Annotated in this window: 15 protein-coding genes; 4 read left to right on the plus strand and 11 right to left on the minus strand. The window is 35.8% G+C overall.

Features of this window, described 5'->3' with window-relative positions; translation table 11 throughout:
* Positions 1-225: 225 nt before the first annotated feature.
* The gene (locus Q3V31_RS22575) at positions 226-1,704 is read right to left on the minus strand and encodes a SulP family inorganic anion transporter (RefSeq protein ID WP_329767243.1); all 1,479 of its coding nucleotides are present in this window, start codon (positions 1,702-1,704) and stop codon (positions 226-228) included.
* Positions 1,705-1,892: 188 nt separating this feature from the next.
* Between Q3V31_RS22575 and Q3V31_RS22580 the strand changes: the two genes are divergently transcribed.
* A complete protein-coding gene (locus Q3V31_RS22580) occupies positions 1,893-2,363 on the plus strand; it encodes a hypothetical protein (RefSeq protein WP_000955001.1) in 471 nt (156 codons plus the stop codon).
* Positions 2,364-2,503: 140 nt separating this feature from the next.
* Here the strand turns inward: Q3V31_RS22580 and Q3V31_RS22585 are convergent, their stop codons facing one another.
* Positions 2,504-3,352, minus strand: a complete 849-nt coding sequence (locus Q3V31_RS22585; protein ID WP_097808441.1) for a MerR family transcriptional regulator — start codon at positions 3,350-3,352, stop codon at positions 2,504-2,506.
* Between the two features lie 79 nt (positions 3,353-3,431).
* Between Q3V31_RS22585 and Q3V31_RS22590 the strand changes: the two genes are divergently transcribed.
* Entirely contained in the window at positions 3,432-4,064 is a 633-nt protein-coding gene (locus Q3V31_RS22590) for a GNAT family N-acetyltransferase (RefSeq protein WP_016128785.1), read from the plus strand.
* A 192-nt stretch (positions 4,065-4,256) separates the two neighbouring features.
* Entirely contained in the window at positions 4,257-4,862 is a 606-nt protein-coding gene (locus Q3V31_RS22595) for a DedA family protein (RefSeq protein ID WP_000454768.1), read from the plus strand.
* Between the two features lie 157 nt (positions 4,863-5,019).
* Here the strand turns inward: Q3V31_RS22595 and Q3V31_RS22600 are convergent, their stop codons facing one another.
* From Q3V31_RS22600 to Q3V31_RS22620, 4 genes are all read right to left on the minus strand, one after another.
* Positions 5,020-6,576 (minus strand): fatty acid--CoA ligase, encoded by a 1,557-nt coding sequence (locus tag Q3V31_RS22600; RefSeq protein WP_000281966.1) that lies wholly within the window; start codon positions 6,574-6,576, stop codon positions 5,020-5,022.
* Positions 6,577-6,781: 205 nt separating this feature from the next.
* Positions 6,782-8,272 (minus strand): coproporphyrinogen III oxidase, encoded by a 1,491-nt coding sequence (locus Q3V31_RS22605; RefSeq protein WP_329767244.1) that lies wholly within the window; start codon positions 8,270-8,272, stop codon positions 6,782-6,784.
* Between the two features lie 142 nt (positions 8,273-8,414).
* Entirely contained in the window at positions 8,415-14,015 is a 5,601-nt protein-coding gene (locus tag Q3V31_RS22615; protein ID WP_425332959.1) for a SpaA isopeptide-forming pilin-related protein, read from the minus strand.
* Positions 14,016-14,410: 395 nt separating this feature from the next.
* Complete coding sequence (locus Q3V31_RS22620) at positions 14,411-15,280, minus strand: Cof-type HAD-IIB family hydrolase (RefSeq protein ID WP_000640409.1); 870 nt, start codon at positions 15,278-15,280, stop codon at positions 14,411-14,413.
* A 134-nt stretch (positions 15,281-15,414) separates the two neighbouring features.
* On the opposite strand from Q3V31_RS22620, the gene Q3V31_RS22625 reads away from it, so the two are divergent.
* Positions 15,415-16,029, plus strand: coding sequence for a DNA-3-methyladenine glycosylase (locus tag Q3V31_RS22625; RefSeq protein ID WP_329767245.1), 615 nt, complete (start codon positions 15,415-15,417; stop codon positions 16,027-16,029).
* Positions 16,030-16,209: 180 nt separating this feature from the next.
* Here the strand turns inward: Q3V31_RS22625 and Q3V31_RS22630 are convergent, their stop codons facing one another.
* The 5 genes from Q3V31_RS22630 to Q3V31_RS22650 all read right to left on the minus strand — a co-directional run bounded on the left by Q3V31_RS22630 (position 16,210) and on the right by Q3V31_RS22650 (position 21,695).
* The gene (locus Q3V31_RS22630; RefSeq protein WP_000958076.1) at positions 16,210-17,319 is read right to left on the minus strand and encodes a glycosyltransferase family 2 protein; all 1,110 of its coding nucleotides are present in this window, start codon (positions 17,317-17,319) and stop codon (positions 16,210-16,212) included.
* 50 nt (positions 17,320-17,369) lie between these two features.
* On the minus strand, positions 17,370-18,449 hold the full coding sequence (locus Q3V31_RS22635; protein ID WP_000528410.1) for a tetratricopeptide repeat-containing glycosyltransferase family 2 protein: 1,080 nt from the start codon (positions 18,447-18,449) through the stop codon (positions 17,370-17,372).
* 201 nt (positions 18,450-18,650) lie between these two features.
* Positions 18,651-19,409: an alpha-acetolactate decarboxylase gene (gene alsD, locus Q3V31_RS22640; RefSeq protein WP_329767246.1), complete on the minus strand. Its 759-nt coding sequence runs from the start codon at positions 19,407-19,409 to the stop codon at positions 18,651-18,653.
* Positions 19,410-19,426: 17 nt separating this feature from the next.
* Positions 19,427-21,115, minus strand: coding sequence for an acetolactate synthase AlsS (gene alsS / locus Q3V31_RS22645; protein ID WP_000103526.1), 1,689 nt, complete (start codon positions 21,113-21,115; stop codon positions 19,427-19,429).
* Positions 21,116-21,338: 223 nt separating this feature from the next.
* Complete coding sequence (locus Q3V31_RS22650) at positions 21,339-21,695, minus strand: YlbF/YmcA family competence regulator (RefSeq protein ID WP_000164622.1); 357 nt, start codon at positions 21,693-21,695, stop codon at positions 21,339-21,341.
* Positions 21,696-21,721 lie beyond the last annotated feature (26 nt).

The following is a 21,721-nucleotide window of genomic DNA, read 5'->3' on the forward strand; positions in this document are numbered from 1 at the left end:
CCCTCCAGCTTAAAGCTCTTCCTTCTGAATATAAAGGAATCTCAAAATTCATATACCTTATTATAATAGCACATTGCTAATCTAAGATGTTACTATAATGTGTATAAAATCAATTATCAACAAACTTGCAACATCCAGATATACGAATCCCAAATATAACAAACACAGTAAAAATAATAAAAACTTTCACACTCTACAAAGCATTCCATGTGAAAGTCCTTATTATTACATAGCTTTAGTTTCTAAAAATCGTAATTTCTCTTTTTGCTCATTATTCGCCATCATCACTATCGTCTTTTCAACATGCGGATGTATATGTTCCAGTGTCACACTCGCTCCTACTTTATCCGATTGCTCAACAAAGTTTAATAATGCCATAGCCCCTGATACATCCATATAGCGTACATCTTTCATCCGTAAAATAACTGGTGACTTCACATCTTGTAAAGAAGCAAAAATACGATCTACTGTTAGAAATGAAAGTGGTCCCTGAATTGTATACGTCGCTTCTTTTTCTTTTATAATAGAAGCTTTACGTTCTTTACACTTCACCATGTATATAATGAAAGAAAGAATAATGCCAAACGCAACAGCAACCATTAAATCAAATTTCACTGTCACAAACATCGTTACGAGCATTACAACTACATCGCCTCTTGGTGCTACATGCATCTTCTTCATACTTTCCCAATCAAACATTCCAATACCAGTTAAAATTAAAATACCTGATAATACAGCAAGCGGAATATATTGTACCACTGAACCAAGTCCCATAATGAAAATGAATAAGATGACACTATGCATACAAGCTGAAAGTGCCGTCTTCCCCCCGCTTCTTATATTGACGATGGATCTAACAGTTGCACCTGCTCCTGCTAATCCGCCGAACAAACCACTCGCAATATTACCAATACCTTGTCCGATTAACTCTTTATTGCTTTTATGACGCGTTCCCGTCACATTATCCATTACAACAGATGTTAGTAATGAGTCAATTGATCCTAGTAAAGCAATACTAAGTGCTGGTAATACAAGCGCTAACATACCATTTGCGTCTAAAGTTGGTACGTGAAGAGATGGCATCGCCTCTGGAATTACACCTATCTTTTCAATCATCTTATTTAAAGAAAGAGTTCCTACAACTGGTAAGTTTACCGTAATTCCTTGTAGCATAGAAGAAAACAATGGCAACGCTACTGTAACACCTACTAATGCTACTAAACTTGATGGAATGGCCTTAATCCATTTTCCAGAAACGATCATTACAATGATCGTTAACAACACAAGCAGAAAGCTATTTTGTACGTGCTTCATTTCACCTAAAATAATAATAAGTGCAATCCCATTCATAAACCCTGAAACAACAGGATACGGAATATACCGAACGTAAGAGCCTAGCTTACATACACCAAATAAAATTTGAAATACCCCTGCCATCATAAAGGCTATAAAACTCGCCTCTAATCCGTGAGTTGCGATAACACCTGTTGCAATAACTGTAATCGGCCCAGTAGGACCCGTTACTTGCCCCGGTGTACCACCAAATAACGCCGCAAACAAACCTGCAAAAATCGCACCATACAATCCGACTAGCGCTCCCTCAGACGTTCCCGTTGCGGCAATACCAAATGCAATTGCTAGCGGCAAAGCAACAATCGCAACAGTAAACCCTGCTAAACATTCCTTTGCTATTTTTTGAAACATATAAATAACCACCTTCTCATTAAGTCCACGTTCCATTGTACACCTAAAAGAATACATTCGTTAGCCCACTTTTTACAGTATCGTGACGTAAACGCATCCAAATAAAAGTTTCCTCCTTACCTTTGGAAACAATTGCAACTATGCTATAATGAACAAATTAAATCTTTTACTATATACTTGGAGGCACTATGCTAACTTTTGAAGAAAAATTATCGATTATTGAATCTTTCCCAGAATTAGAAAGAAAGAACGTATCATTAAAACGCGTCAACTTTCACTTTGAAGAAAGTCGTTTAGATAAAAAGAACGTTGTATATCATTTACACCCAAATGGAAACGGATTTGTATATGCAAACTTCATTAAAGGTTATAAAACAGATGATAAAGGCATGATTAACATCCGTGAGTTTTCAGAAGAAGAACTGCGTTCATTAATTGAAAAAGTAATTGAACGTCTATCACAGGAGCCAGAGGAAATTGTAGCACCAATGGAACCTGCTGCCGAAGAAGAATGGCGTAACGAAGACGGTCATATCCTAACTCTTATTCAAGAGGATGACATGTGGAACGTTTACGCCGGCGTAAACTTAGACGGTACATTCAACTCTTATCCAGAAGCTGCAGAATACCTTGATGAAGAAGGTTTCTCACGTAAATAATATGATCCAATGAGGCCGTCCCAATTTTTTTGGGATGGTCTCTCTTATTAATAAGTAGGCTATCGTTATCTTATTTTGCAGTTAAGTCGATGTATTTAGGGTTAGGCTTTAGGGATCGTCCCATCCCTAAATTTATGGCATCAAAACTTCTTATTCTCACTATCCCCTATAAAAATTTGAATTTGACAACTATACGTATCCGCATTAAAAATATCACTAACTAACTCCACTTCAATAAAACTCTCTACTTCTATATTATTTTCTTTTATGTATTTAATTATGGTATTTCGACGTTCTTCCTCATTTTCTTTACTATACGCTAATGTTATATATTTCCCGCCCGGTAATATTTTTATATTTTGTATCTCTTCCATATGTACATCATCTCGTACTTTATTAAAAACATACTTCGGTTCTACATCCCAATTTCCATTTACATTGTAGAGAATTCCCATCTCCATTGTCATTTTCTCTTCATAATCTTGCACGATTTTCTCTAAATCGGAATAATACAGTAATTCCTGTAAACTCCCTACTTCTTTACAAGGCGCAACAACGACATAACGCTGTTCAAAAAATTCAATAGAGATTTCATCATTCTTTAATATTTCCTGTGAACTCCCTACTTTCGCATGTAAGTCATCAATCGTTTCCATTACCTCTTTCATTTTCTTTATATGCTCTTCCGCTTCCGCTCTCTTTAATTGTAAAAATCGCAGCAATTTATCCGTATTACATTCCTTAAAAATCTCTTGCAGTTCTACTATACTGGTGTTCAACTCTCTACAGCTTTTTATAATGTCGATGTGAATAAATTGATCTATAGAATAATATCTATACCCCGTTGATTCATCAATATGTTTTGGAATAAGAATCCCCATCTTATGATAGTATCTTAGCGCTTTTATCGTAATATCCTTTATTTTTGCAACTTCTCCAATAGAAAATAACTTTTTCATTTGCATCTCTTCCCTTATATTTTTTCGCATGCAACCATTGACTCTCCCCTAAGAGGAGACCTTACTATTTATAATAAGTCATTTATATCGATAAAGGGAGTATACAATTATGAACACAGTAAAATATAGAAGTCTTGTTAAGGAAGACTATGAGCCTATAAAACATTTAATTGGTGAGGCATTTGGGTTTAATGAATTCATTACAGATAAAAAATTTTTAAATTCAATATTAAACTTCTATCTACACAGTTGCATTTTAGGAAGTTCCTTTAGTAAGGTAGCTGAAAAAGATAATAAAGTTATCGGTGTCATTTTAGGCGATTCCGAAAAAGATAAAAACCGTTTAAAGAAATTCCATAATACTGTTAGCTTTGCCTTTAACACGATGAAACTATTCATAACGAATAAAGAGAATAGAGAATTTTTAAAGGCATTTATAAAGGTTCAAAAAACATATAAAGAACTCATTCAAGGAAAAGAAGATCATTTTCAAGGCTGTATACAATTATTCATCGTATCCGAAGAATCGAGAGGTCTTGGAGTTGGAAAACATTTATTGAACCATTTATTCCAATACATGACAAAAGAAGATGTAACATCTTTATATTTATATACAGATAATGAATGTAACTATACATTTTATGACAAACAAAACTTCCAACGTATACAAGAAAAAGCAGTGAATTTCGGGCCAAAAGAAGAAGCTTTCAACGTATTTTTATACCGCTATGACTTTAACTAATCGTAGCATGTACACTTCGATGCTCTTTGCTACTTAGCAAAGAGCTATATTCAGTATGATCGTGAATAGTTTTCAAAAATTATACTAACCTAGATCCTCCAGCCAAACTCTTCTACTACTATTGGTTCAGTTCGATTAGTGCGAAAGAGAGAAAGATGTATAACAACTTCAATATAAAAAGGAGCGCACAATATGGAATGGATTCACGAATTATTTCAGCAATATGGGTATTATGTAGTACTTGTCGGATTACTATTAGAATATATTGCTCTTCCGTTTCCAGGAGAGCCAACATTAGCCTATGCAGGATTTTTATCACATCAAGGTGATTTAAGTTTACCAATTTTAATTGTTTTATCCTTTATTGGGACAAGCGCAGGCATGACGTTCCAATACTTTTTAGGGAATAAACTGGGTATGCCTTTCATTCAGAAATACGGGAAATATGTATTTTTAACAGAAAGAAAAATTAATTTAACGAAAATGTGGTTTGATAAATACGGATATTTTCTAATCTTTATCGCTTTTTTCATTCCAGGCGTTCGCCACTTCACAGGCTACTTTGCAGGAATTATTAACTTACCGTTTCGCCGCTTTGCGATGACAATTTATGCAGGCGCCCTATTTTGGGTATCATTCTTCTTAATCGGTGGTTACTGGTTAGGGGAAAACTTAGAAAATATATTCCTAGTACTTGAACAACACATTTGGAAAATTATTTTCGGTATTATTATCATCACGCTAATCACTCGATTTCGCAAAAAAATAAAACATGCGATTTTAAAAGGTATAAATTAAATCTTTCATCAACAAACTTATATGCGTACAAGAATAATAAAAAGCGGAGACACATAGTCTCCACTTTTTATATACAGCCCGTTCTCAAACTAAAAACAGAAGAGCTTGACACTATTTCCTTATTAAGAAAGATAATCTTATTTGTAAAGATAGCCCCCTATTGTTTTGCGCCTTTCAACGACTCTCTTAGCACAAATTTTTGTAATTTTCCGCTCGCATTACGAGGAAGTTCATCTACAAATAAGTAATGACGCGGACGTTTATAATCTGCTAATTCATCACTTTCTTTACAATACGTTTCTAAATCGGCTTCTGAAATATTTTCATCTTTCTTTACAACGACCGCAACGACACGTTCTCCCCATAATTCATCTGGCTCACCAAGTACTGCAACATCTAATACACCAGGGTGACTATGAAGGAAATCTTCAATTTCACGTGGATAAATATTTACACCACCGCTAATTACCATATCATCAACGCGATCTGCAACGAATAAATAACCGTCTTTATCGAAATAGCCTAAATCACCAGAATGATACCAGCCTTTATACATCGATTTTGCATTTGCTTCTTCTCGATTATGATATCCAGCCATCATAGTCGGGCCGCGCAAAATAATTTCCCCTACTTCATAAGGAGGCAATACATCATCTGGCTCTGCTGGTGCATCTTCGTTCGGTTTAACAATTCTAATTTCATGGCTAAAGCACGGTGTTCCAGCTGAACCAGCTTTCGTAATTTGATCCTCTTCCACGAGAAACGCAACAACCGGTCCCATTTCTGTCATTCCGTAAATTTGGACAAGATCAATATAAAGACGCTCTTTACATTCCTTCACTAGTGCCGGAGCCATCGCAGCCCCGCCATATACACCGATTTTCATCGAAGTTAAATCATACTGGGATAAATCTTTTTGCAGTAACATATTCCACATCGTTGGTGCTGCAAAAAACGTCGTAATCTTCTCTTCTTGAATTGTATGTAACACTCTATCCGTATCAAAATGATGTAAAATAACATTCTTTCCGCCAACTTGAATGCGCGGTATGATTCCAGCATTTAACTCGCCGCAATGATATAAAGGCGCTACCACAAGTCCGGCGCTATCCCTGTTATATTTTATGAAATACGTACAAATCATACTATGCTCAGCCATATCACGATGGCGATGTAGTACACCTTTCGGATGACCAGTCGTACCGCTCGTATAAAGCATAGAACAATAATCCATTTCATCTACTACAATATCTACTTTTTCAGCTGATGCTTCATTTACTTTTTCATGGTAAGAACTCGCATAGGAAGGTGTATCGTCTTCTACATACCAAAAAGACGTACTTGGAAAATCTCGTTCAATCATAGCAACAGTTGATTCGACTGCTTTTTCAAAGACAACTACTTTCGAGGCTGCATCTTGGAGGATATACGATAATTCTTTTGCTTTTAAGCGGAAATTAATCGGGTTAAAGATCGCCCCAATTTTGGCACAGGCTAAGTAAACGTTTACAAATTCACGACAGTTATATAAGTAAACAGATACAGAGTCTCCTTTTCTTACTCCTTCTTTCAATAGAGCTTGCGCCGTTTTATTTATTTGCTCATCCCACTGTTTATATGTCCAGCGAATATTTTTTTCTGGTTCTACTAACGCCTCTTTATTCGGATACTTGCCAACTGCTAAATCAAAAATTCTCCCTATCGTCATGTACATGCCAACAATTTCCCCCTTTTCTCTTTCATAAATCTATCATTTCGTCTATAAGTAGACATTGTCCTTTAATAATCCGACTAATTTTTCTGATTATTATCGACATAGTTTTACAAACAGTGTGGTCTCTTGGTAAATGAAATTATAGAAACTTACTCACAACAATATAAAAAAGAGGCTGTTCCAAATCGGAACAACCTCTTTCTTCTTATACAAATAGCTCTTCTAAAATTTTCAGTTTGTCTTCTGTATATTTTACGAAGCCATCGTTATATGATTTTGGATCTTTCGGATTTGCGAAGTGCGTAATTGCACCTGTCTTCGGATGAACAAATTTACTTGATGCACCACAGCCAAGTCCGATAATCGATTGAACTTCTTCCATAATAACAATGTTATAAATACTTTCTTGTGTCGGCATTGCATAACCAACGTTCTCTAAGTTACCCAAAATATTCTTTTGACGATATAGGTAATATGGTACGTAATTATGCTTTTGCGTCCACTCTTCTGCTTCGTGCATCATCGCTGTAATTTCTTCGCGACCTGCTACTTTATATTTACGTTTGTTTTGCGTCATTTCAGAAGCACGTTTAAATGATAACGTATGAACTGTTAATGATTCTGGCATTAACTTTTCTGTTTCATCTAACGTGTGCTTGAAAATATCTAGCCCTTCACCAGGAAGACCAATAATTAAGTCCATATTAATATTGTTCATTCCCATTTCACGAGCTAAGTGATACTTCTCAATTGTTTCTTCTACAGTATGATGACGCCCAATTGCCTTTAGTGTCTCTTGATGGTATGACTGCGGATTAATACTAATACGGTCAATGTTCCATTTATTTAACACTTCTAGCTTCGCTGGCGTAATTGTATCCGGGCGACCTGCCTCAACTGTTACTTCACGCACATTTTTCACATCTGGGAACGCTTCATACATTTCTTCATACAGCATATCCATCTCTTCTGCTGTAATACTTGTCGGTGTACCGCCGCCGTAATAAATCGTCGTAACTGTTACACCTTTTTCTTTTAAAAACTTACCAATTTCACGAACTTCATAATGTAAACCACCTAAGAATGAATCAACAGAGCCTTGGCGTCCGTTAATTGCATAAGCCGGGAATGTACAATATGCACATTTTGTTGGGCAGAATGGAATACCGATATAAATACTTACTTCCTCTTTCAAACGGTATAAATCTGGAACTACCGCTAATTGGCAATCAACAATGCGCTGAAGAAGTTCAATTTTCTCTTCATGAATTAAATAACTTTCACGAAGTTCTTGGTGCGCTTCTTCTTTTGACATACCATTTTGAAGCAGTTTGTGAAGAAGCTTCGTTGGGCGTACCCCAGTTAAAATTCCCCAGCTCTGTTCAAGTCCAGTTAGCTGTTGAAGTACAGAAAGATATACGTAAGAAACAACGTGCTTCACTTGCTTCATACGCTCTTTTTCATCTGTGAAAGCAGATAAATCTTTTGCGAATGTTTCTTCATACACATTTCCAGTAGCAACATCTGTTAAACGAGCTGATGCTTTCACATTCTCTTCAATGTGTATATCAACAATAAGATTTGCTTCCTCTTGTTCAAATCCAATCGTACTATCTTCAAAAAATAAGCCGCCAATATTTTGCAGCGGACGTAAAAAACGATCATCTTGTAGCGTTTTAATTGAAATTAACAACATTATCACCTTTTCATTTGCAAACTCTCTTTAGTTTACTTGAAGGGCGTTTGCAGGTCAATACAGAAGGTTTTACCTTATTGCTTCTATTTAAAAACTTAAAGGCAGAAGAGATGACATTTCTCTTCTGCCTTTTATAAATCTATTAGCTATTTTTAGTCATAAATCTTAAACGCATTCCTAATAACACAAGAATTACACCTATAAATGGAAGGTAATTTGTATTATGTCCTGTAGCTGGAAGTTTTTGATCATTGGAACTGCCTTGTTCTTTTTCTGGTAAGTTAGGCTCTCCTACTTCTTCACCTGGCTTCTCTGTTCCCTCACCCGGCTTCTCTGTTTCTTCACCTGGTTTTTCTGTTTCTTCGCCTGGTTTTTCTGTTTCTCCACCTGGATTCTCTGTTCCCTCACCCGGTTTCTCTGTTTCTTCACCTGGCTTTTCTGTTCCTTCACCCGGCTTTTCTGTTCCTTCACCCGGCTTTTCTGTTCCTTCACCCGGCTTCTCTGTTTCTTCACCCGGCTTCTCTGTTTCTTCGCCTGGTTTTTCTGTTTCTTCGCCTGGTTTTTCTGTTTCTCCACCTGGATTCTCTGGACCTTTGCTTGTTTCTTTTTCATTTGTAATTTGAAGCTTTACTACTTCAATTTTTTGATTAGAAATCGTAAATTCAATTTCCTTATCAGATAAACTATATCCTTTTGGTGCCTGAACTTCTTTTAAAATATAATCTCCTGGCTCTAGTTCTTTCGAAGTTGCTTTACCATTTTCATCTGATGTTAATGTGTCTATTTTTGTTCCATCTTTCAAAATTTCAAACACTGCGCCCGCTAATTTTTTATCTCTATCATTAGCATCTACTTTTATGATTTCTATTTGACCTGTAATTTTTCCTTTCACTTTTTCATTTAATACTTCTTGCTTTATTACTTTATTTGCAACAACATTTACTTCTACCGTCACTTCTAACGCTTTATAGCCTTCCGGCGCTTTCGTTTCTTCTAACGTATACTTACCTGGCACTAAGTTTTCGAATTTCACAACGCCGTCTTTATTCGTTGTTTTCGCTTCTCCAACTACTTGACCAGTTTCATTTTTCAGCTTAAATTCTGCACCTTCTAGAACTTTTCCACTCTCTGCATCCTTTTTGATTACTTGTAAGCTTCCTAGTTCTTTTGCGTTTTCTACCTGTACTTGTACTACTTTGTTTGCTTCCACAACGACTTCAATTTCTTCTTTTAACAACTTATATCCTTGTGGTGCTTTCGTTTCTTTTAATGTGTATGTTCCTGGTTCTAATTTCTTAGAGGTTACTTTACCAGTTTTATCTGTTCGTAACGTCTCTACTTTTTCACCATCTTTGTACACTTCAAATTCTGCATTTGATAATACTTTCGCTTTATCTTCTGCATCCACTTTTACGATTTCAAATTGACCAAGGCTCTTACTGTTCGTTACTTTTACATCAATAACTTTTTCACCATCAACTGTTACATGAATTACTTGCTTTGTTAACTCATAACCTTCTGGCGCTTTTGTTTCTTCTAACGTATATTCACCAGGCACTAGTCCTTCTACTTTAACAATTCCAGACTTATCTGTTGTAATTCCTTCTTTTACAACATTCCCTTGCGCATCTTTCAATGTAAATTCTGCGCCTGCTAAACGTTTCGCTTGATCTTTATCATCCGTCTTAATAATTTGTAGAGAACCTAAGATTCTTTCGTTTTCCGCCTCTACTTTCACTACTTCTTTCTCGTTTTGTATTGTTACTTTCCATTCTTTATTTGAAAGTTTGTAACCTTCTGGTGCTTTCGTTTCTTTCACTGTATATTCACCTAATGGTAATTTTGGTGACATCACTTTTCCACTCTCATCTGTTTTCAGTTCCGCTACCTTTTTACCACCTTTATATACTGTAAATTCTGCACCTGATAATACTTTCTCTTTATCATTCGCATCTACTTTCACGATTTCGAATTGACCTGCTATTTTTTCGTTCGTAACTTCTTGTTTTATTACTTCATTCGCTACAACGTTTACTTCTACTGTTACTTCTAGCGCTTTATAACCTTCTGGCGCTTTCGTTTCTTCTAACGTGTATTTTCCTGGCACTACGTTTTCGAATTTCACAACACCATCTTTATCTGTTGTTTTCGCTTCTCCAACTACTTGACCAGCTTCGTTCTTCAGTCTAAATTCCGCGCCTTCTAGAACTTTTCCACTTTCTGCATCCTTTTTGATTACTTGTAAGCTTCCTAGCTCTTTTGCGTTTTCTACTTGTACTTGTACTACTTTGTTTGCTTCCACAACGACTTCAATTTCTTCTTTTAACAACTTATATCCTTGTGGTGCTTTCGTTTCTTTTAATGTGTATTTTCCTGGCTCTAATTTCGTAGATATTACTTTACCTGTTTTATCTGTTCGTAATGTCTCTACTTTTTTACCGTCTTTATACACTTCAAATTCTGCGTCTGATAATCGTTTCTCTTTATCATTCGCATCTACTTTCACGATTTCGAATTGACCAAGGCTCTTACTATTCGTTACTTTTACATCAATAACTTTTTCACCATCAACTGTTGCATGAATTACTTGTTTTGTTAACTCATAACCTTCTGGCGCTTTCGTCTCTTCTAACGTATATTCACCCGGCACTAGTCCGTCTACTTTAACAGTTCCAGACTCATCTGTTGTAATTCCTTCTTTTACAACATTTCCTTTCACATCTTTCAATGTAAATTCTGCGCCTGCTAAACGTTTCGCTTGATCTTTATCATCCGTTTTAATAATTTGTAGAGAACCTAAGACTTTTTCATTTTCTGCCTCTACTTTTACTATTTCGTTCTCATTTTGAATTGTTACTTTCCATTCTTTATTAGAAAGCTTGTAACCTTCTGGTGCTTTCGTTTCTTTCACTGTATATTCACCTAATGGTAATTTCGGTGACATCACTTTTCCACTCTCATCTGTTTTCAGTTCCGCTACCTTTTTACCATCTTTATACACTGCGAATTCTGCGTCTGATAATACTTTCGCTTTATCTTCTGCATCTACTTTTACGATTTCAAATTGACCTGTTACTTTTTCATTTGTAACTTCTTGTTTTACCATTTCATTCGCTACAACGTTTACTTCTACTGTTACTTCTACTGCTTTGTAGCCTTCTGGTGCTTTTGTTTCTTCTAACGTATACTTTCCTGGCACTAAGTTTTCGAATTGAACTACACCATCTTTATTCGTTGTTTTCGCTTCTCCAACTACTTGACCATTTTCGTTCTTCAGTCTAAATTCCGCGCCTTCTAGAACTTTTCCACTCTCTGCATCCTTTTTGACTACTTGTAAGCTTCCTAGCTCTTTTGCGTTTTCTACTTGTACTTGTACCACTTTGTTCGCTTCCACAACGACTTCAATTTCTTCTTTTAACAACTTATATCCTTGTGGTGCTTTCGTTTCTTTTAATGTGTACTTTCCTGGTTCTAATTTCGTAGATATTACTTTACCTGTTTTATCTGTTCGTAACGTATCTACTTTTTTACCCTCTTTATACACTTCAAATTCTGCACCTGATAACACTTTCGTTTTATCATTCGCATCTACTTTTACGATTTCAAATTGACCTGTTACTTTTTCGTTCATAACTTCTTGTTTTACTACTTCATTCGCTACAACGTTTACTTCTACTGTTACTTCTACTGCTTTGTAGCCTTCTGGTGCTTTCGTTTCTTCTAACGTGTACTTTCCTGGCACTAAGTTTTCGAATTGGACTACACCATCTTTATTCGTTGTTTTCGCTTCTCCAACTACTTGACCACTTTCGTTCTTCAGTCTAAATTCCGCGCCTTCTAGAACTTTTCCACTCTCTGCATCCTTTTTGACTACTTGTAAGCTTCCTAGCTCTTTTGCGTTTTCTACTTGTACTTGTACTACTTTGTTCGCTTCCACAACGACTTCAATTTCTTCTTTTAATAATGTATATCCTTGTGGTGCTTTCGTTTCTTTTAATGTGTACTTTCCTGGTTCTAATTTCGTAGATATTACTTTACCTGTTTTATCTGTTCGTAACGTATCTACTTTTTTACCATCTTTGTACACTTCAAATTCTGCATCGGATAATAGTTTCTCTTTATCATTTGCATCTACTTTTACGATTTCAAATTGACCTGTAGCTTTTTCAACGATCTTTTTATTCAACACATCTACAGTCACTGTTTTATTAGCAGCTACATCAACATGAACTAAACTAGATGATAGTTCATAACCTTTTGGTGCTTCAACTTCTTTTAATGTATATGTTCCAACTGGAAGTTGTTTCGATAAAGCTTCACCTTTACCATCTGTAATAATTGTTTCGACAACGTTCCCATCTTTATCTATAACATCAAACTTTGCACCTGGTAGAAGTTGACCAGATTCACTATCTTTCTTCAATATTTTAAATTGACCATTCTCTACTTTTTTCGTATTCTTCATAACAATTTCAATTACCTTTGTATTATCAATTGTTACTTTTACTGGTGTATCAACTTTTATATATCCTTCTGGTGCACTAATTTCTTTTACAAAATAGTCACCAAGTGGTAAATCTTTAACTTCCGCAATACCCTTTTCGTTTGTTGTAACAGTAGCCACAACATTATTCTCTTTGTCTATAACATCAAATTTTGCGTCTTTTAAAACAATGTTTTCATCGCTTTCATCAACTTTTTTAATTTGTAAATTTCCTTTTTCAGCTGCCGGCTTTTTCCACTTCGGCCAGTTAAATTTAAAATTATGAACCTCAAATCCATCTCTTTGGTGTAATCCTCCAACAAAGGCTTGTCCATTAATAGAACCACCTTTTGTCTCTACAACAGCATTAGGCGCAAACACACTACCTACTACACCATATCCTTTAGTTGTTATCTTTGTAGCATTAGGGAACACCCAAATGACCTTACTAGCTAACTCAGTAAAAGATGAATTAGGATCATATGCTTGAGATGTATTAATTAAGTCTGTTGCCATCCCAGTATTTCTTGTATCATACAAAATTGCACCACTAGCAAAATTAACTGTTTCCGCATCTGAGTAAATAACAATAAAATCCTTGTTATCTACATTCGGAAGAAAAACATCTTTTACATCAAACGTTTTCTCTCCTGTTAACCCTGAAGAAACATAAATATTAGGATTTTTTACATCCTCACCAATTCCAAAGCTCATATTCGGTTTTGGTTTATCAGTGTGTAATTGGCCCGCATCCCCAATTACGCCATCAACGTCTTTTCTAAATTCTTTAAATTTAGCATCAATCTCCACTTGCTCTTTATAAGCGATACGGTCATATGATGTTTTCATTGCGCCTTCTGGGTCACCGTCTTTTGTCATCGCCACTGTTCCATCTTGGATAATTACTTGTCCTGCTCCCGCTTTCGTAAATTGACCACCTAATAATAACGATGGATATCCTTCATCTACCCATGTTGCTCCAGCTAAGTTGTTCGCTCCAGTTGCAGCCGCTAAGACTGTATAACTTGATGCATTCATATTTTTTTGAACAGCCATCGCACCTTCAATATCCGCACTTGTTGCACTATGATCTCCAAAAATGATGGCGTTGTAATAAGATACGTCACCTAAACCTTTTAATTCTGTTGTAGCCGCCTCTGCTTTAAATGGTAAATGGATTAAAAAATTCATACATACTAGTAATACAACTATTAAACTACTACTTATTTTCTTTACTTTTTGATTAAATGATTTCCTCAAGAAATTCATTCCCCCTTTTAAACTTTTTAAAACCACAAAAAGAAGCACATTTTATATGTACCAAGTCTTACTCACATTAACTTAAAATAATCCATTTAAATAAAACAAAGAAATTCTACAACTAATTAATAAAATTACTACAATTCATTTTTGAAATAATACATGAACTAAACTATCATGCGGAAATGTTTTTACGTACGGGAGCCCAATAAAATTAATCTGAAGAATATTTCACGTGGTGTAACTACTTTGGCAACATCATCCACTTTACAACATTTTCCTAGAGTATTCAAGTAAATTGTATAGACTTCATACACAATTCACATTTTAAAATGCTTTCATTCATTTTAATAAGTTCAAAAAAAACGTAGCCAAAAAGCTACGTTTTTCTTTCATCATTTCGGTGTATTTTTATGATTTTTCAAAAATGGAAGCGGGAATTGTTTACGAAAATGTTCTTTAATCATATACTCTACACCATTTTCACTATTCGAACGTGTAATCCAGTCAGCTGCTTGCTTTAACTCTACAGGCGCGTTCCCCATCGCTACCCCAAGTCCAACGTTTTCAATGACCTCTAAATCTTCCATGCTATCCCCAATCGCAACCATTTCGTTTAGCGAAATATTTAAATGCTCTCCAAGCAATTGTAACCCGCGTAACTTTGATACATTTTGCGGCAAAATTTCTATTCGTTTCGGGTCACACTCAACATACTGTATATCTTGGAATGCTTTTCTTAGCGTAGTTAGCCCTCTTTCTTTTTCACCTTTACTATGGAAAACAACATCAATTTTTGGCGCCGCTACCGGATGATCACGAAGCGCATCACCTAACGAATCTACAAATTGAACTGGATAAAATAACGGATCTGCGCTTGATAGTACAGTACGCGCAATTAAGTTGGGTGTATTTCTCTCACGATTTCCGATTGAAAACCGTTCATGAGAAATGCGTACGTTACAATCAAAGTGCTCTAACACTTGCACAATATTAAAAGTCTTCTCTTCGGATAATCTCTTTTGAATGTACGGTTTATCTAGCGTTGCTGAAACGAAAGCTCCGCCATGTGTCACTAATATAGAATCTAATTTTAACGCCTTTGCTACTTTATGAGCGGATTGAAAATTACGACTCGTAAATAATGTAACGTATACATCTTTTCTTTTCACAAATTCAATTGTTTCCCGTAATCCTTTTGCGATTTTTCCGTTGTTGTATAGTAGTGTCCCATCTATATTAAGAGCTAGTAAGCGATAAATCATGTCGCACTCCCCCTCTTCGCTGTTGTACTCTATCCATAATTTATGAAATAAATGTAGCAAATAGAACGAGTTAGAATTACTACTCAAAATTTGGTTTACTATATACATATACAACCAGCAAAGGAGATAGTACAATGCAGGCACCACCTTCTTTTTATGAAGGCGATACGTTAGAAGTCGCAAAGAAGTTACTCGGACATAAACTTGTTCATATTGTGGATGGAATAAAACGAAGCGGAATTATTGTAGAAGTAGAAGCATACAAAGGTCCAGATGATAAGGCCGCACATAGTTACGGCGGCAGACGAACAGATCGAACAGAAGTAATGTTCGGTGCACCCGGACATGCTTACGTATATCTTATTTATGGTATGTATCATTGTTTTAACGTAATTACAGCACCAGTCGGCACCCCGCAAGGAATTCTCATTCGTGCTCTTGAGCCTATAGACGGAATCGAAGACATGAAACTAGCGCGCTACAACAAAACCGATATTACGAATAAGCAGTATAAAAACTTAACAAATGGACCTGGAAAACTATGCCGCGCACTCGGAATCACTTTAGAAGAACGCGGGGTATCATTACAAAGTGATACATTGCATATTGATTTAGTTCCGGAAAAAGAACATTTATCATCCACACATAACATAATAGCTGGCCCTCGTATTAATATTGATTACGCAGAAGAAGCCATTCACTACCCATGGCGGTTTTATTATGAAAAGCATCCGTTTGTTTCAAAGTAAAGAGGCTATCCTATAAGTAAGTGAAACCAACTTATAGGATAGCTCTTTTTTTCATAATTCATCACACGTCGAAAAGCCGAAATCCGGGCTCGGATTTCGGTTTTGTTTCTATAAAAGAAACCGTTGTTCCTCCAACATTTCCAAATACAGTTCATCTCCACATAGAAAATCTGAAAAGCATTATTTTTTTAATGCATAATAATTATCCAAATTGAATTTCGACATAATGAAAGTTCCTGTTGGCGTTAAAAGTTGTGACATAGATTGTATGACATGCGGTAATTTCGCTGGCTCAATGGGATGTGATAGTAGGATGTACTGAAATTTTTCATCTGTAAATACCTCATGTAACTTGTCATACGCAGCAGAAGTTGTAGGAGCTACCCTATTTGCAAGAGCTGCCGCTTTTTCATTACTTTCTGCTCCGAATAAAGAAACTGCCTGATAACACCCTTTTATTTTTAATAAAGTGGCACCACATCCAGCTCCTATATGAAGAATATTTACTTTATCAGGCGCAAATCGCTCTAAAATCGCTAGTAAATCACAATGAATGTATAAACCTTCACCATAAAATCCCCATTTTTCATACAATTTTATATTATTTGCATGTAAAACTACGGAAAAGTTAACACTGTCTTCTCTCCACGATACACTTCCGTAGTGATGAATAAATGTATCTTTACATAAATACAATTTATATCCCTTTTCAAACATTCTTAGTGACAAATCATCATCTTCATAATTCCCCGGTGTAAATCGTTCATCTAATAATCCAACTTCATCTAACACTGATTTTTTTATCAGCATACAGAATCCGATTAATTTCATACGTTCTTCCCATTTATCTTTATCACTTTGATTATATAAAGTTGCAAACTTCTGCATTCCTTCAATATCTTTATAAAAGGTTGGTATAGCGGTATAGTAAGCGGCATTATTAGTTACCGGCCCTACCGCTCCAGTATCCTTACTTTCATATAAACACCGAATTAAATTGCTTAGCCAATTTTCAGTTACGACCACATCATTATTTAATAATAGAATATTATCACCTTTTGCCTCTTTAATCCCCTGATTGCATCCCTTTGGAAAACCCATATTCTCCGCATTTTCCACTAGCATAATATCCGATTGTTTTTGTAACCATTCTACAGTACCATCTGTTGACGCATTGTCCACAACTATTAACTCATACTCTTGTTCCACTGTATAAGTTCTAATACTTTGGATGCATTCTTTTGTATATTGTAATTGATTATGAGTCAATATAATTATACTTGTGAGCATGAATCAAACTCCTCTCAACAGCCAAAATGATCATCTAGTATTATTTAATACTATTTTTTTGATAAACTATCAAAATATTTTCTATTATATTCAATGCTTGGATTATTAGGTATAAACTGTGCAGCTTGTTCGTTATGATAAATTGCCTTTTCATATTCTTTTATTCGATCATAACAAATACATAGTTGAATATGCGGCAACCATGTATGACACTCTTCCCGGACAAATGGAGAATCCTTTGGTCGTGGCCCGTCAATTGCTGCATGGTACCAATATATCGCTTTAGAATATTCCCCTTGTTGCAAAAACACACGTCCTAAGTGGCAACAAAGTTCTCCTCTAGGCGTGTCATACGTAAATGATTGCAAACAAGACTGTATAGATTTTTTTAAGTCCCCCAATTCCAAATAACATTCGGCTCTTTTTAAACAAGCTTGAATATTATCTTCAACCCAACCCTTTTCTTCATCTAAAAATTTAGAATACCCCTTAACAGCCTTATCAAATAATCTGTGATCCCTACATTCATTTGCATAATAGTACACATCACGAGGACTAAATTCTTTGCCACTCTCAAGATGTTTTTCATATATTTTTAAATTACGATTAGTATATGCTTTTATTTTTTTATGACTTACCCCTACATCACTATTTATAAGATTTCCATACACCTCTAAATATTCATGAACAAATCCATGCCATTGAAAATTTCTACTTCTTTTGACTAATCTATATCGCCTTAAAGAATGTGTTGGATTTCCTTCTATATCAAAAGTTAAATAATATTTCATAGATACTGCATCCGTACTACGATCTAACGTACTTTTTAACTGTAGAAATTTCTTTATATCTTCCGTATCTATTATGTCATCTGCGTCTAGCCAAAGGATATATTCTTTTGTAGCTTTAGAAAATGCAAAATTTCGTGCCGCTGAAAAATCTTCAATCCATTGAAAATCATAAACTTTCGCGTCATACTTCTTCACAATTTCTTTTGTAGCATCTGTGGAACCTGTATCTACAATAATAATTTCATCCACAACACTTTTGACCGATTCTAAACATTTCGATATAGTTTGTTCCTCATCTTTTACAATCATGCATAAACTAATAGTAATCGAGTTTCCCATCATATCCCCCCTATCCTTTTGATGTATATGTTTGGGGAGAAATTTATATTTCTTTTGCTTCAAAATTGAGTTTTCATTTTACAAATGAAACATAGTGAGGCGGTACGGGTGACTTCACGAGAAGATTGCGCATCAATAAAAAAAACGAAGCCTGAACAAGACTTCGTTTCTTATATAAAGAATACATGATTTCGATTCCTTTTACTCCGCACCTTCCGCAGTCGCAATATCATTCTCTAAGTTTTCTCTCGATAATTCAGCTGCCATAAAATCAGCTGTTTCCGGAAGTGCTAAATGCATATGAGATTTTTGGCAAATTTGGATCGTACAGTTTTCTACAACATAATCGAAAACATGTCCGCCACCATTTCTCTCATCATCAATGTAATGTAAGTGGAAACCAGCTACACCAATACCTTGCGCGTAATCTGGTGTCCAAAATCCAGCAAGTGTACCTTCTGTATCTTTAAATGAAAAAATCGGTTGTGATTTCGTCACTTCAACGAGCGGCGTATACGGTTTTTCTTGTCTTGGAACGGTTCTCGTTCTTACTTCACGGAACGTACCATCCATTCGAATCGCATAAAATAAATTTTTACTTGGCATTAATTCATGTAATAACGCTTCAACTTCTTCACGATTCATCGGACGCTCTACCGTATAACTCATTTCTTTTTCAAAAAACGTTACAGTCGCAAAAGGTGTTGTTTCTTCCAGTTCTACTTTTTCCGCTGAACCATCTGAACGTAAATGGTAAAACTCATTATCAAACGCAATCATTTCACCATCTAATTGATCAAATGTGCCGATGCCGAAATCACCAAGTTCTTTCAATTCCTCAAAGTTAATAACACCATCATATATACCATCTAATAGCGCAAGCATTGTAGATGTTTGATATACTTCATTACTCGTTTTCGTTCTTTTTGCATCAATATCAATTAATTGCGCAACATTCATCTCACTCATGCCCCCCATTAGTTTAATTGGTTCGGTAATAGTTTTTCGCTTAATTTAATGTTGTCACGGTAATCGATTGGAATATCAATAATGACAGGACCGTCTGCTTCTAATGCCGTTTTCAATACATCTTCTAATTCATCTGGTGTATTAACACGAAGACCTAACGCCCCGAAACTTTCCGCATATTTCACAAGATCAACATCCCCAAATTCTGTAGCTGATGTTCTGCCGTATTTCATCATTTGTTGGAACGCAACCATATCGTACGTACCGTCTCTCCATACGAGATGGACAACCGGTGCATTTAAACGTACTGCTGTTTCTAATTCCATCGAAGAGAATAAGAAACCACCATCACCTGACACGGAAACAACTTTTTTACCCGGTTCAACTAAAGTAGCGGCAATTGCCCAAGGTAGTGCAACACCTAACGTTTGCATACCGTTACTAAATAATAGTCTACGTGGTTCATAAGAACGGAAGCATCTCGCCATCCAAATAGAATGGGAACCGATGTCACATGTAACGGTTGTATCGTCACTAATTAAAGAACGAAGTGTACGAATGACTTGAAGTGGATGCGTAACACCTTCTGAAGCACGGTTTGGAACTTCTGCTTGCTCTGATAATTTCGAGCGTAATCGTTCTAAAACTGCTTCTGATTTCGAACTTAATACAAGTTTCGGTAATTTTTCTGCAATGCTATTTACTGTTAAAGCAATATCACCAATTAATTCACGCTCTGGTTGGTAATCATGGTCGATATCTGCTTGATGATCATCAAGATGAATAATCGTTCTGTCTCCAAGTTTATTCCAGAATTTCGGATCATACTCAATTGGGTCATAACCGATAGAAATAACAAGATCTGCTTCTTCTAGTAAAATATCACCTGGTTGATTACGGAATAATCCAACGCGGCCGAAGAAATGATCTTCTAACTCACGTGAAATCGCGCCAGCTGCTTGATATGTTTCAACAACAGGAAGTTCTGTATCCGCAATTAATTCACGAACGGCTTTCGTCACTTCATTTGTGCTCGCTCTCATACCGAGTAAAATAACTGGTAATTTCGCTGATTTTATTTTTTCTACTACATATGTAATTTCATGTGTGGGAGCGATTCCAAGCTGTGGCTTAGAAAGTGCACCGATAGACTCTACAGTCGTTTCCGCAGTCATAACGTCTTGCGGAAGACTTACTAAAGTAGCTCCTGGATTTGTGGAAGTCGCACTTCGGAATGCATTTGATAGCGCTTCTGGCACATTATCAGGATGCTCTACTTCTACGCTATATTTTGTGATTGGTTCGAATAGTGCAGCATTATCCATAGATTGGTGCGTACGTTTTAATCGATCCGTACGTGGAACCGCACCAGCTAAAGCAACAACGGGATCACTCTCCGCATTCGCAGTAACAAGACCTGTCGCTAAATTCGATGTCCCTGGTCCTGAAGTTACAAGACACACACCCGGTTTCCCTGTTAATCTACCAATAGCAGCTGCCATAAATGCTGCGTTTTGTTCATGACGACAAACAATTAACTCTGGTCCTCTTTCTTGCAGTACATCAAATACAGAGTCAATCTTTGCTCCTGGAATACCGAAAACATGTGTAACACCTTGTTTAATTAAACAATCAACAACAAGATCTGCTCCTTTTGTTTTTGTCTTCACGTCGTTTGCTTTTACACCTGTACTCAAACTAATCATCCCTTTATTTCATAATGTGTGTAATAAAGATTTTTATTCTATATACTTCACCACATTAATTAACATAGTGTAATATATCTCGATTATCATTATAGTACAAATGCATTATTTTTCCAACGATATGGATTTGACAGTTTTTTGACAAACAAAAGGAAAACCCTTACATTTTTCTACAATAAAAAAGACGCCCCTATACTAGGAGCGTCTTCTCTTATTACGCTTGTTGTTGCGCGTTATATAATTCTTCAAGTGGCTTCATGATAATTTTGTTAACGTCAGTGATAACGATGTTTAAACGTTGCTCAGTTTCCATTAACTTTGTAATTTTAGCATCTTGTTGAATGCGAGCTACAACTTCTTGTGCTTTTTGGTTATCTTCTTCAGTGATTTCTTGACCTTGCATCATTTTTTGTTGTAGGCCAAGTTGCATTGTACGGAACTCATCGAATAAGTTCTTTGACTCTGCATCTCCTTGTACTGCTGCGTAGCTTGCTTTTAAAGTTTGGAAATCTTCGTTTTCAGCGATTGTTTTTTGTAATTCATATGCAACATCATGAATGTTTTTTGTCATTTTATTTTTCCTCCTTTAGAAGGCTA

The sequence above is a fragment of the Bacillus nitratireducens genome, from assembly GCF_036320425.1.
In the GTDB taxonomy this organism is placed as follows: Bacteria; Bacillota; Bacilli; order Bacillales; family Bacillaceae_G; genus Bacillus_A; species Bacillus_A nitratireducens.